General features: G+C 64.8%; 14 protein-coding genes and 1 pseudogene. 12 read left to right on the plus strand and 3 right to left on the minus strand.

Annotated elements, in window-relative coordinates; genetic code table 11:
* Nucleotides 1–20 precede the first annotated feature (20 nt).
* Nucleotides 21–1,073, plus strand: coding sequence for an alpha/beta hydrolase (locus I6J71_RS04900; protein WP_204093627.1), 1,053 nt, complete (start codon nt 21–23; stop codon nt 1,071–1,073).
* 45 nt (nt 1,074–1,118) lie between these two features.
* Here the strand turns inward: I6J71_RS04900 and I6J71_RS04905 are convergent, their stop codons facing one another.
* Nucleotides 1,119–1,541: a hypothetical protein gene (locus I6J71_RS04905; RefSeq protein ID WP_204093628.1), complete on the minus strand. Its 423-nt coding sequence runs from the start codon at nt 1,539–1,541 to the stop codon at nt 1,119–1,121.
* A gap of 936 nt (nt 1,542–2,477) precedes the next feature.
* Here I6J71_RS04905 and I6J71_RS04910 point away from each other — a divergent pair.
* A complete protein-coding gene (locus I6J71_RS04910; RefSeq protein ID WP_204093629.1) occupies nt 2,478–3,500 on the plus strand; it encodes a DUF262 domain-containing protein in 1,023 nt (340 codons plus the stop codon).
* Nucleotides 3,501–4,448, plus strand: coding sequence for a RelA/SpoT domain-containing protein (locus I6J71_RS04915; protein ID WP_204093630.1), 948 nt, complete (start codon nt 3,501–3,503; stop codon nt 4,446–4,448).
* A gap of 43 nt (nt 4,449–4,491) precedes the next feature.
* On the opposite strand, the gene I6J71_RS04920 is transcribed toward I6J71_RS04915, so the two are convergent.
* Together I6J71_RS04920 and I6J71_RS04925 are read right to left on the minus strand one after the other, a co-directional pair.
* Nucleotides 4,492–4,962 carry an NUDIX hydrolase gene (locus I6J71_RS04920; RefSeq protein WP_204093631.1) on the minus strand — a complete coding sequence of 157 codons (471 nt, stop codon included), beginning with the start codon at nt 4,960–4,962 and terminating at the stop codon, nt 4,492–4,494.
* A gap of 8 nt (nt 4,963–4,970) precedes the next feature.
* A complete protein-coding gene (locus I6J71_RS04925) occupies nt 4,971–5,714 on the minus strand; it encodes a DUF5919 domain-containing protein (protein ID WP_204093632.1) in 744 nt (247 codons plus the stop codon).
* Nucleotides 5,715–5,950: 236 nt separating this feature from the next.
* Between I6J71_RS04925 and I6J71_RS04930 the strand changes: the two genes are divergently transcribed.
* The 9 genes and pseudogenes from I6J71_RS04930 to I6J71_RS04970 all read left to right on the plus strand — a co-directional run bounded on the left by I6J71_RS04930 (nt 5,951) and on the right by I6J71_RS04970 (nt 12,707).
* Entirely contained in the window at nt 5,951–6,175 is a 225-nt protein-coding gene (locus I6J71_RS04930) for a hypothetical protein (RefSeq protein WP_103342138.1), read from the plus strand.
* A 22-nt stretch (nt 6,176–6,197) separates the two neighbouring features.
* Nucleotides 6,198–6,641 carry a hypothetical protein gene (locus tag I6J71_RS04935; protein ID WP_204093633.1) on the plus strand — a complete coding sequence of 148 codons (444 nt, stop codon included), beginning with the start codon at nt 6,198–6,200 and terminating at the stop codon, nt 6,639–6,641.
* A gap of 246 nt (nt 6,642–6,887) precedes the next feature.
* Nucleotides 6,888–7,154: a hypothetical protein gene (locus tag I6J71_RS04940; RefSeq protein ID WP_204093634.1), complete on the plus strand. Its 267-nt coding sequence runs from the start codon at nt 6,888–6,890 to the stop codon at nt 7,152–7,154.
* Nucleotides 7,141–7,386, plus strand: coding sequence for an AMED_5909 family protein (locus I6J71_RS04945; protein WP_239154435.1), 246 nt, complete (start codon nt 7,141–7,143; stop codon nt 7,384–7,386). Before I6J71_RS04940 ends, I6J71_RS04945 begins: the two co-directional genes overlap by 14 nt.
* 335 nt (nt 7,387–7,721) lie before the next feature.
* Nucleotides 7,722–9,275 (plus strand): FtsK/SpoIIIE domain-containing protein, encoded by a 1,554-nt coding sequence (locus I6J71_RS04950; RefSeq protein WP_204093636.1) that lies wholly within the window; start codon nt 7,722–7,724, stop codon nt 9,273–9,275.
* Complete coding sequence (locus I6J71_RS04955; protein ID WP_204093637.1) at nt 9,272–9,658, plus strand: hypothetical protein; 387 nt, start codon at nt 9,272–9,274, stop codon at nt 9,656–9,658. The genes I6J71_RS04950 and I6J71_RS04955 overlap by 4 nt, the downstream gene beginning before the upstream one ends.
* Nucleotides 9,658–11,254: pseudogene (locus I6J71_RS04960) on the plus strand (replication initiator). Before I6J71_RS04955 ends, I6J71_RS04960 begins: the two are co-directional and overlap by 1 nt.
* A gap of 14 nt (nt 11,255–11,268) precedes the next feature.
* The gene (locus tag I6J71_RS04965) at nt 11,269–11,457 is read left to right on the plus strand and encodes an AlpA family transcriptional regulator (protein ID WP_072476549.1); all 189 of its coding nucleotides are present in this window, start codon (nt 11,269–11,271) and stop codon (nt 11,455–11,457) included.
* Between the two features lie 44 nt (nt 11,458–11,501).
* On the plus strand, nt 11,502–12,707 hold the full coding sequence (locus I6J71_RS04970) for a site-specific integrase (protein WP_239154436.1): 1,206 nt from the start codon (nt 11,502–11,504) through the stop codon (nt 12,705–12,707).
* Nucleotides 12,708–12,731: the final 24 nt, after the last annotated feature.

Below are 12,731 nucleotides of genomic sequence, written 5' to 3' on the forward strand. Positions count from 1 at the left end.
CTATCTCCGGGAGGCGGGACATGGTTTCACCCACGGCACGGCTGGCTGCGGCGGCGTCCAACGTCGTGGGGAAGGTGTTCCACGGCGGCGTCGCCGACCTGCGCCCGATGCCCCGCGTGCTCATCGACCAGGGCCCGAACCGCTCGCTGTACCGCATGACCCATGGCGGCGCGCCGGTGTCCGGGCCGCCGATCCTGCTGGTGCCACCATTGGCGGCGCCCGCGCTGTGCTTCGACCTGCGCCGCGGCTGCAGCCTCATCGAGCACCTCGTGGACGCCGGGCGCAACACCTACCTCGTGGACTACGGCAACGTCGCGTTCTCCGACCGGCGCCTCGGCATCGAGCACTGGATCGACGAGGTGCTGCCGCGGGCGATCCGGAAGGTGAGCGAGGACGCCGGCGGCGCGGGCGTGCACCTCGTGTCGTGGTCGCTCGGCGGGATCTTCTCGCTGCTGGTGAACGCCGATCAGCCGGAACTGCCGGTCGAGTCCATCACGGCGATCGGGTCGCCGGTGGACTTCACCGCGATCCCGATCGTCGCGCCGTTCCGCCCGCTCGTCGACCTCACCGGCGGCCACCTGCTCACGCCGGTCTACCGCGCGTTCGGCGGCGCACCGTCCTATTTGGTCAGCCGCGTGTTCCGCGCGACGGGCATCAGCAAGGAGATCACGAAACCCATCGCGATCCTCTCGCACCTCGACGACCGCGACTACCTCGCGCAGATCGAGGCTGTCGATCACTTCATGGACAACATGTACGCCTATCCCGGGCGCACGTTCGGGCAGCTGTACCACCGGCTCTTCCGCACCAACGACCTCGCCGAGGGCACCGTCGACCTGGGCGGCCGCAAGATCAGCCTGGCGGACGTGAAGGTGCCCGTGCTCGTCGTCGCGGGGGAGAACGACACTATCGCGCCGCAGCCGTCGGTGGAACGCGTGGTGCGGCTGCTGGAGAACGCGCCGCAGGTGCGGTTCCGCACCGCGCCCGGCGGGCACCTCGGCGTGCTGACCGGGCGCCGGGCCCGCGGCACGACGTGGCAGTACCTGGACGAGTTCCTCGGCGAGCGAGCCTGAAAAAGGGGCGGCCCGCGGTGGACGGCCCCGGGTTTTCGCCAGGTGTCAGACCGCGGGTGCCTGACCGCCGCGCTGGGCGGTGAGCCACGCGCGGACGTCCTTGTGCAGCAGGCCGCGCAGGGCGAGGCCGGCGAAGATCAGCGGCAGGATCCCGGTGACGCCTTCGCTGATCAGCGTCACGATCCCGTTGATGACGACGATCGCCTCGACCACGATCGCCGTCACCCAGGGCCACTGCCGGCCGGAGGGCAGCTTCACCGCGCAGACGGCGAGCGCGACGGCCATCACGAAGTTGATCACCGCGATCACGACCAGCAAACCGGTCCCCTCGGCGCCGTTGCTGCTCGCGGCGGCCGCCAGGGCCAGGATCAGGATCGAGCCCAGCACGCTGAAGGCGACCTGGATCCACATGAAGATCCGAGCCTGACCCAGGCCCTTCGGAGGGCCGTAAACCCCAGGATTCGTCATGCGGGGAAGGTTAGGGCAAAGGTGCCGAAATCGATCGCTCGGAGATCAATCCGATATTCCGCACCTCGGCGGCGAATTGCCCGCCAGGTTGGGGAAAACCTCACTTCAGCGCGGTCGGTGGCTCGCCGGTGCAGCGGTGGGCGGGAGCACACCGAGTCGTAGTGGCGCCCGTTGGTCGCCGCGGAGAGCTTCGTGAACTGTCGCGTCGGTTGCGTGGGAGAAGAACGCCCGGTCGCGGAATCTCCCAGGAGAGCCGCCGACCGGGCGATTTCCGTTACCCCCCAACCTACTTCAGCTGCGCCGAGGTCTTCCCCAGCACCCTCCGGGCCACGATCAGCTGCTGAATCTGCTGCGTCCCCTCGAAGATGTCCAGAATTTCTCAGCAGGTTTTCGCCGACCTTGCTCACTTCGCCGTAAACGGCCTCTGAGCTGCGCTGATGCGTCTCGTTAGTTCTCGTCGTCTGTCGCCTCTCCCTGGCCTCTGACGGCCTGGAGACGGCCTGGAGACGGCCTGGGGCTCGGCCACACCTACCCCTGCATCCCGATACGAAGCCAGCACGCGGCCGGTGGTGCCGGGTCAAGACACGCTTCACCGTCTTGACGCGGTGCTACCGGCCGTTGTCACGATCCGGCGTCGGGATGGAGGTCCCTCACGACGGTGCGTAACGGAGATCGAGTCACGAACGACCCGTATGTCACGACCGCTCGCAGAGGAGGCCAACGTTGGCTCTGGGGACCCGTGTGCCGCCGCCGCGCGGCGCTGCGCCAGGTGACCCGCTGGCGGCCGCACCGCCCGGCCGGCGGGCGGAGCGGAGCGGCAGCCCGCCGTGTCGGAAGCGGATGCGGCCGCCCAGGCGAGGGGCTACGTAGGCGACAGGCGCGCCGCCGGCGGCGCGCCCCTTGATTCCATAGAGCTAAGTTCGGCAGGATGGGAAGATGTCCGAGTACCCCACGCGTTTGCAACGTACTACCAACACGCAGTCCGCCAGTTGGTTTTTAGACCTCAAATCCGCTGGTAGGCTCGATCTGGATCCACCGTATCAGCGTCGAAGCGTTTGGAACCTGCAGTACAAGCAGTTCTTTATTGATTCTATTATTCGAAACTATCCTGCTCCGAGTATATTTCTTCAGGTGGACTATGTTCCCGGGCAAGCGGCCACCTATCATGTGATCGATGGGAAGCAGCGCTTATCTGCTCTCTTCGAGTTCTATGAGGATGAATTCTCGACTTCGGATGGACTGACGGATCTTGGGTTAGATAATAAATACTACTCACAGTTGGGCAACGAGCAAAAGGTCGCCTTGATTGAGTATGTCTTCACGGTAGAAAGCATTAAAAGTGCATCGCCTGCGGAGTTAAATGAGGCTTTCGATCGTCTCAATCGCAATGTTGCAAGGCTCAATAAGCAAGAGCTTCGCCACGCCAAGTACTCAGGTGCCTTTGTTTCGAAGATTGAGCGACTGTCCGAGCATCCTTTCTGGACAGAAATCGGGCTTGTTACTCCGGCTCGTATTCGAAGGATGCTAGACGTTGAGTATGTTTCCGAGTTGTATATCATTTCCATGATGGGAATCCAGGACGGCAAGGACTACTTGGATTCTACGTATGCAAGGAATGATGCTGAAATAGCTGGCGAGTCGGATGCTGATGAGAACTTTACTGCCACGCAGGCTGCGATTTCGCAGATCGACAAATTCTTCCAGATAAAAACTAGTCGATTTTCTAATGTTGCCGACTTCTACTCGCTCTGGGCGTCGATTGCGGACCTGGTTCGCAGTGGTGAAGAGTTCGATGCGCAGGAGGCCGCGAGTAGTCTCTCAACTTTTGAAAATGAGTTGGAAGACCAGGAGACTGAACGGGCGCGGTCCTATAGGATCGCTGCTGTGCAGGGCTCGAATAAGAAGTCCAATAGGGAGATTCGGGCCGACATCTTGCGTTCTGTTCTCAAAGGTATGTAGATGACTGAACGGGTCCCCACCTCTTTCGCCGCCAAATACGCGGATCTTGAGTCACTCTTGCGGTTCGGGGTTGATGAACTTGAAGCTAGATTAAAGGCGTCGCTAAGTGGACTTCGTCCGGTTGCTATTCAGGCAAGAGTGAAGTCTATCGAGTCGGCATACGCTAAATTTCAGCGTGGTGAATACGCGAAACTGGAAGACGTCGATGACCTTGTTGCTCTGCGAGCCGTCTTTCTTCATCCTTCCGACCTTCCAAAAGCGATAGGTGTAATTCGGCAAAACTTTGAAGTACTTCTGGTCAAGAATGATGAGGCGGGTAAGCCTCATGAATTCAATTACAGGCAGCCTCATATTTCCTTCACCCTTCCGACCGACTACTTGGCTAGGCATGGGGAGCTGTCGTGGCTGAAGGCTGAGTTGCAGTTAACAACGTATATTCAGCACGCACTGCAAGAGTCTGTGCACGACGTGATCTACAAAGGCGTTGGGTTTTCTTGGCAGGAACACCGATTGGATGGTCGATTGCGTGGCTTGCTGGAGATTGTCGACAGCGTCCTCGAAAATGTCGCCAATGTGGCGAAGATCGAGAATGAACCAAAGTATGAAACTTTCGACAAGCGAAATGAAATAATCGCTACATCGGCGCAGCTTCTTGGTGAAAGCAGAATGCCGACGGATCGGCGTAGGTTTGCGATAACTATTGAGAGATTCCTCGCTATTGCTGCAATCGATATTGGTGATCTGACGGCGTTGGCTGAGAAGAATTCGGACATTGTGAACGCTCTGTCCCTGAATCCAGCAGATAAGATACTCGGAATTTTGCTGCGCGAGCGCTTAGACGTGATGATCAAGCGCGTCAAAGGTAAGAAGATTTTTGTATCAAGTGAGCTTCGCGAATTTCTTCCCGAGTTCGACAAGTTTCCTGCAGGTAATCTGATATCTATTTAATAGTCTACAGCCTTCTGTGGTGGATTATTGTTCGCGGATTTCCTCAGCTGAAGTATGGCTCTTCCTGATCCGAGATTGCATGGTGGATACGTAGGCGAATGCTGGGGTGGACGCGAAGATTTTTCAGTTCGGAAGGTTTGGCCCAGACGACTTCCTTGCTCTCACTGCTTGTGCGTGTAGTGCCACTCAATGCCTTAGCGTGGAAGCAAATTGAGAACTCTTGTCGTACCTCGCCGTCATTGTAGGCGATGACGTGCTGTGGGTCCGAGTACAGGCCGACTACCCCGGTAACCTCGCACTCAATGCCGGTCTCCTCGCGGACCTCTCGGACCGCCGCCTCGGCAAGTGTCTCGCCGAGTTCAAGCTGGCCGCCCGGGATGGAGTACAAGTCGTTGTCCGTGCGCCTGATCATTAGGATCCGGCCTTCGTCGTCCTGGATGAACGCCGACACCGCTACCGCGATGCTGTTGGCCTTGGGTGCGTTGGGGTCGTTGTAGTAGTCGACTCGGGTCATGCTGCCTCCTAGAAGGTGGCCGGCTTGGCGAGGTTCCAGACTGACTCGAAGCTCTCCGAGTAGGTCTCGAAGAGGTCCCCGGCGGAGAGTCTGCGCAGGTGGAGTGAGGGGGCGTGGGCTCCCTGGAACCCGTATACGTGGGTGTTGATGATCATCTCGTCGTCGAACCGGAAGATCGAGTTGTAGAGCGTCGTGTTGTGGAACCGCATCTCCACGCCGTCGACTCCGACCAGCGGCCGGTAGAAGGCCAGGGCGTTGCGGATGCGTGCCGCGAGCGTTCCGTCGCCGAGCTGCTCTTCCTCGCCGCGCAGGGCGACGCTGTCCCCTTCGGGGTCTCCGAACACGAGCCGGATTCGAGCGCCGGCCGCTGCCTTGGCTGTCAGGTCCTTGATGAACCGCGGGCGTTCGACCAGGAACAACGCCGCGTGTACCAGGATCTCGACGGTCTCCGATGCGTCCTTGATCAGCCGGTCCCACAGCTCGACGGGGACGGCGTTGCGGTGCGGGAAGACCTGCACAAGCTCGGCGGCGGCGGTCTCGGCCTTGCGCTCCGGGGCTACCGAGTCCGGCCACAGGTAGGTCTCTGACTCGCGTGCCATGGCGGCGATCTTGTGCCGGTGCTTGGGGTAGGGCGTCCGGTTCTTGGTGATCCAGCGCTCGACGGTCTTCTGATCGACCCCGACCGCCTTGGCGACCTGCTCCAACGTCAGGCCGTTGCGCAGGAGCGCGTCACGCAGGCGTTCGTTCGGCATCGCCACCCCTTGGGACGTATAGGGACGTCTTCGACGGTACCAGGGACGTCCCAAGATGTCCCGCCAGGTGGTGATCACGTCCCGCGTTTTGGCGGAGTCTGGGTGTCAGGTTGCCGGGACAGGCCCGGGGCCAGGACACCGAGGAGGAACGCGTGACCACTGAAACGACTGTCCGGCTGGCTGGCTTGGACACGCGGGCGGTACCTCGCCGACGTGCGGCGTAGGCGCGGCGTGGCATGCGCGACACGGTTCAGATCCACGTCACGGCTGATCTGCCGATTCGTGTCCGGGCGCTGACGTACGCAAACCGCGCAGAGGTCCGGTTCGGCAAGGCGTTCCCGGTGGTCCTGCTCGTGGACTCCGACGCGATTGCCGTACTGCGGAGGGAACTGGACGAGGTGAGCGCGGCACTGGACGCCGCAGCGGCACGAGGCGGAGAACCGCCAGAAGCTACCGACTAACAGACGACACAAGGGATTCAGCATGGCTATCGACAAGGGACACCGGTTCAGCATCGACTTCGAGGACGCGTTTCCGCAGGGCTTGGTGATGGTGGGCGAGGTGTCGCCGGACAACGAGTACCAGTCGCGTGAGGACCGGGCTGCCAATCGCCCGGTGCGGCAGCGGGTTGACGAGGTGATGGGTAAGCGGCAGTGGAAGGTGATGGTCACCGACCCGGCCGAGACGCGGGCGAAGCGGGCTTCGTTCGAGATCACGCTTCTCGCCGACGTGCAGCCGGTGCCGACCACTGCGGAGGCGCTGCCCGGGATGCGGCCGATCGAGCTGGACGGCCTCACGGCCGAACCGCGTGTGGCGGGGCAGGGTGAGTTCAAGTACCAGTCCTACGTGTTCCGCGCGACCGGCTTCAAGCAGGCCACCAGCAACGCGAAGCCGTCTCGGTCCGGTGAGTCGGCGAAGGCGGCGTGACAGGTATGGGCTTCCGCGAGCGGGTCGAGGCGTGGGAGCAGGCGTATCGGGACTACATGGCCGCGTGGGAGCACGGCCGTGTCGTGCTGTCGCCGGTGAGTGCGACGAACACGGCGAATGCTGCTCGGCGGGTGTCGCGGGCGTGGCACGAGCTGGCGCAGGTGCGTGGGTTGCCGTGGTGGTGTGTGGCGGCGCTGGAGTCGGCGGCCGAGGGGTTCGCCGACCTGGCCCGGGAATGGGAACGACATGACGGCAACGTGGGACGGGCTGGGGCTGCGCTGGACAGTCGGGGCGGGGACCGAGGTGACGGTGGAGGAGACCGGGACGGGCGCGTCACATCCGCCGGTCCTGGTGCTGACTGGCGGGCTGTGCGTGGTGACGCTGGTCCCGCCGGAGGACCAGGAAGCGTGGCCGGGATGCGCGGTGTTCCTTCGCCGGCTCCGCGACCACGCCGAGGACCTGGCGGCACTGCTGGAAGCCCGCGCAGGGAGGCGTGACAGTGCGCAAAGCTGAGCCGAAGACGCTGCGGGACGCCCACGAGGTCGTGATGGACCGCCGGCCACCGAGCGACGCGAACCCGTCGGTGTGGCTGGCGTTCCGCCTCGGCAACGCGCGGCTTTACAAGGCGATCGCCGACGTCGACCGAGGTCACCACCACGAGGCGCTGTACTGGGCCAGCTACGAGGAACGGAAAGCGGGTGAAATCTCGGCAGAACTCCAGGCGGAGAGCAAGCCTGCTGATTAGTCGCATGTAGACGACCGAAAAGTCAACAGTATCAGCGAAAAACGCACGCTATGACGTGCGGCGATGAAACACGTCCTCATGCGGGTGATCGTGATCCGTTAAGGCGCAGAAGCGGAACCTGGCTACCAACCTTGCCGCTCCTGCGCTGTCCACAACCAGCGGAAGTGAACAATGACAACGCTAAACGACGACAACCGGCGAGCGTCAACGGGGGTCACCCCAACGCGCTGCGCCTCCTGCAAACGATTCGCCAAACTCCTGCCCGACGAGACCCAGTGCGCCCCGTGTCTGGGGATGCTGCCGCTGGATCTCCGGGTGAAGCGGGGTGATCGGTGATGGCTCCCGGCTTCGCGGTAGTGGCCCTGGCTGGGCTGGGGCTCGGCGTGTGGGTGCTGCACAAGATCGGCCGCGCCCTGGCCTCGATTCTGGAAGCTCTGGCTGCGGCGGCCGTGGTGTTCGTGGCTCTGTGGTGGCTGTGCAAGGCCGTGGTGTGGATGTTCGCGCAGGTTGTGACGCGGTGGCGGACCAGTCTCGGCATCGTCGCGGTCTACGCCTGGTGTGAGCTGGTCGGCTGGCTGTCGCTGGCGATCACCCTCGGCAGCGTCGCGGCGGTCCTGGCGATGTGGTGGATGATCGACGCGGTCTCGTTTGACCAGCGGTGCTGGCGGTTCCTGCGCTCCTGGTGGGCTCGCTGGGCCGTGTACGGGCGCAAGCTGCCGGAGTGGCTACACGCCTGCGGTCTCTCCGTGCGGGATGAGGCGCTGCCGGTGGTGGTGAACGTGAACCTCGTCGGCCGTCGACGCGCGCTCTCCCGCTCGACCTCGAACCGGCCGAACGCGCGGACTCCCAAGGTGCTCGGTGTCCGCTCCGGTGCCTCGTGGGATGAGGTGCGGGTGGAGCTGGTGCCGGGGCAGAAGCCGGAAGACTTCGACGACGCCGCTCGGGCCTTGGCCGTTGCGCGGAAGGTCGCTCGCTGCCAGGTCCGCGAGCTGGCCCCCAACGTCGTCTCGATCGACTTCCAACGCCGCGACCTCCTCGGCGGCGGGGTGGCCGGTCCCCAGGTTCCGGACGGCGTCGACTCGACCGGCGTGGACCTGTGCAACGTCTGGGCCGGTCGGACCGAGTATGGCCGTGACTGGCGCGTTCCGTTGCTCGGCTCTGGCGCGCACTGCCTGACTGCCGGTGCCTCGGGCGCGGGCAAGAACAGCGTCATGTGGTGTCCGCTCGTGGCCGCTGCGTCGGCGATCCGGGCCGGGGTGGTGCGCATGTCCGGCATCGACCCCAAGGGCATGGAACTGGCCTACGGGCGCGGGATCTTCTCCCGCTACGCCGTGGGCGGCAAGGACGCGGTTGAACTGCTTGACGGCCTGGTGGAGGAGATGGAATCGCGCAAGCGCGCGTTCGCCGGTCGGCTGCGGACCATTCCGGTGTCGACGGAGTATCCGTTGGAGCTGCTGGAGTTCGACGAGATCGGCGCGCTCACGAAGTACACCGACCGCAAGACTCGTGAGGCCATTGTGGAACGCGTCGCCCTGCTCACCACTCAAGGACGGGCGCTGGGGATCTCGGTCCGTGGCTACGTCCAGGAGCCCACAAAGGACACCGTCCCGGTCCGGGAGCTGTTCACCCGACGGGTGTGCCTGCGCGTGACGTCCAAGACGCACGTCGGGATGGTCCTCGGCGACGGCGCGTACGAGCGCGGGGCCTGGGCGAACCGCATCGGCGACTCGGAGGCCGGCGTGGGCTACGTCTGGGGCGAAGGCATCCGCGAGCCCCTGCGCATCCGCGCCGGGTGGGTCTCCGACAGCACGGTCAAGGCGCTGGAGCAGTACGTGACCAACGGGGGTGTCGCGGATCTGCGACACGGCGGTGAGGGGGTGGCCGCGTGAACCGGCTGATGATCTTCCTCGACGCCATCCGCGACCACCTGGACTCCCACCAGCTGCCGCCGGTCGCCACGGTCGACGTCAACGCATGGTCGAGCCCGATCAAGGTCCAGCTCGATGCCGATGGCCTCCCCGAGGTTTCGCGGGCACTGCTGGTCTGGGCGCACACGCTCGACGACGTCTCGGCCCAGTTGTGGCGGCTGCGTGACGGGAGGTGGGTGCACCTGTCGATCACCGGCCGGACACCCTGCGGCATCCCCGTCCGCGTCTTCGGCGTGGTTCCGTTCGAACCGAGCACGTTCCCCGACCTCCCGGCCGGGGCGAAGCAGGACATGCCCGTCTATCTGTTGCGTGGCTGGTCGTCGTCGGGGGAGGTGGCGGCCTGATGAGCGAGACACGCGCCGAACGGATGCGGGCACCACTGGCGGCTGACGTGATCCGGGCGACGGCGGAGAAGCACGGTGTCTGCGTTCGGCCGTTCACGATGGAGGTCGGCGACACCGAGACCGGCGAACTCCGGTACGTCCCGGTGCCGTGCGGCTCCACGGTCGAGTCGGTGTGCTTGCCGTGCGCCCGGAAGGCGAAGGCTCTTCGGCAGGCACAGTGCCGCGAGGGCTGGCACATGACCGAAGAACCCCACCCTCACCGCAGCTCCGCCCTCGGAAGATCACAAGGAGCTGCTGACCTACCGGGCGGACCTGGTGGCGGCGTATCGGGAGGTGGTCGAGCACGACCAGGCCGAGGCAGAGGAGCTGCGGGAGGAGGTCGCCGGGGTCGATGCGGAACTTCGGCAACTCGGGATGCGGGGCCGTCTGCCCGCCCTCGACGTGCCGGCCAAGCGGGCGGTGAAGCGGTCGACTCGTCGTCGGCAGGATGCGCCGAATCTGCCTCGGCGGAAGGTCGCGAAGACGACGGTCGGGCGGGAGTTCGCGGGGAAGTTCCGGCCGTCGATGTTCGTGACGCTGACCTGTGACACCTATGGCCCGGTCCGTGGTGACGGCTCCCCGGTCGACCCGAGTCGATATGACTACCGGCGGGCGGCTCGGGACGCGGTGCACTTCTCCGCCCTGGTGGATCGGTGGTGGCAGAACCTGCGCCGGGTCGTCGGCTGGGACGCGCAGTACTTCGCCACCGTCGAGCCCCAGCGCCGGGCCGCTCCGCACCTGCACGCGGCGATCCGGGGCTCGGTGCCGCACGACGTGATTCGCCAGGTCACCGAAGCCACCTATCACCAGGTCTGGTGGCCGGCGCACGACGAGATCGTCTACGCCGATCGCCTGCCGGTCTGGGACGGTCCCGAACACGGGTTCGTCGACCCGGAGACGCGTCAGCCGCTGACCCGGTGGGACGGCGCGGTGGAGGCGGTCGAGCACCCGGCGCACGTCGTCACGTTCGGGAGCCAGGTGCATTCGAAGGGCATCCTCGGCGGCACCGAAGAGGCCGGCCGGCACATCGGCTACCTGACGAAGTACCTGACCAAGTCCACGGGTGAGGTGGTCGAGGCAGACAGCGCGGCCCAGGCCGATCACCACGACCGGCTTCACGCCGAGCTGTCGGTCACGCCGTGTTCGCCGCGTTGCGCGGTCTGGCTGCTCTACGGCGTCCAGCCCAAGGGCGTCACGGGCAAGACCACCCCGGGGCACTGCAAGGGCCGGGCTCACCGCCGGACCACGCTCGGGTTGCCCGGCCGCAGGGTGCTGGTCTCCCGGAAGTGGTCGGGCAAGACCCTCGTCGACCACAAAGCCGACCGGCGGGCCTTCGTGCTCCAGGCGCTTGCGGCCGTCGGGATCGAAAAGCCGGAGGCCGACCGGTCGCAGCAGGTCTGGCGCAAGGTCGAGGCCGGAGACCCGCAGGTAACGCCCCGTCCACACCTGGTGATGCGCGCCATCGCGGAGCGGATCACGTGGAAGGCCGAATACGACCGGGCGCTACTGGCGGCGGAGAGACCTCCAGAAACTTCGGCAACTGGACTCGCGGCCTGATCAAAGGGGGAGCAATGAACAACGTCAGCAAGATCGATCGGCTCTGGACCGTTGAGGACGTGTCCGACTACCTCGGCGTCCCGGTGAAGACGCTCTACCAGTGGAAGTGGCGCGGCGAGGGGCCGCCAGTCAAGAAGATCGGCCGGCACCTGCGCTATGACCCGGCCAAGCTGCGCGCCTGGGTCGACGCGGAGGCGGCCTGATGGGCCACATTCAAGATCGTTGGTATCGCCCCGCGCGGGACGCGGTGACCGGGAAGGTCATCCTCAACGCGCGGGGCAAGCCCGTCATGGAGCGGTCCGAGCTGTACGGCATCGGGCTGCGGTACAAGGTCCGCTACCTCGACCCGGACAACAACGAACGCTCGAAGTCGTTCGCGGACAAGCAGAAGAAGCGCGCTGAGGACTTCCTCATCGGCGTCGAGTCCGACAAGCGCGAAGACAAGTACATCGATCCGCGGGCCTCGCAGACGACGTTCCGCCAGCAGGCGGAGAGCTGGGTGAAGAGCCAGTCTCCGGACCCGGGCACTCGGTCGACCATTCTCAGTCGGCTCGAAAGCCAGATCTACCCGGTCTTCGAGACCAAGAAGGTCGGACAGATCAAACCGTCGACCATTCGTGAGTGGGTCGGCTCGATGGAAGAGCGGAAGCTCTCGGACAACTACCAGGCGGTCTTGTTCAACACCGTCTCCGGCGTGATGGATTCGGCCGTGGACGACCGCCGGATTCGTGAGAACCCGTGCCACGCGAAGACCGTGCGGCGGCCGGTCGCGAGTAGTCCGCCGATCGTCGTGTGGCCGGAGGAACGTGTTCAGGCTGTGCGGTCGGGGTTGGTGGATCGGTTCAAGATCGCCGTGCCGCTCGGCGCTGGCTTCGGTCTGCGGCAGGGCGAGATTCTGGGCTTCTCGCCGGACGACGTCGACCGGACGGCGATGACCGTGCGGATTCGTCGGCAGATCAAGACGGTCCGGGGTGTGATGATGTTCGCGCTTCCCAAGCGGGGTAAGGAGCGAACTATCCCGCTGTCGGCCGCCATGCTGGCCGAGATCGATGACCACGAAGATCGTTTCCCGTCTGTGGCCGTCACGCTGCCCTGGCAGAGCCCGGACGGTGATCCGGTGACGGCACGGCTGCTGATGACCGGGGAAGGTGGCCGGCTGTACTCCGGGGACCTGTTCACGAAGGTTGTCTGGCACGGAGCGTTCCGGGCGGCGGGAATCAAGTACCGAGGTCGCGCGGACGGGATGCACGCGCTCCGTCACTTCTACGCGTCGACGCTCTTGGCCCGTGCGGTGTCGATTACGGAGCTGGCCGACTACCTTGGGCACGCGGACCCGGGCTTCACGCTCCGGACGTACACGCACCTCGTGCCGTCGAGCCATCAGCGGGCGCGGGAGGCCGTCGACGCGGTGTTCGGACGGCCTGCCATCGGTGACGGCCTGGAGGCGGCCTGATCATGAAACCCCGTCCCCGCCGAC

It is taken from the genome of Amycolatopsis sp. FDAARGOS 1241, from assembly GCF_016889705.1.
Lineage (GTDB): Bacteria > Actinomycetota > Actinomycetes > Mycobacteriales > Pseudonocardiaceae > Amycolatopsis.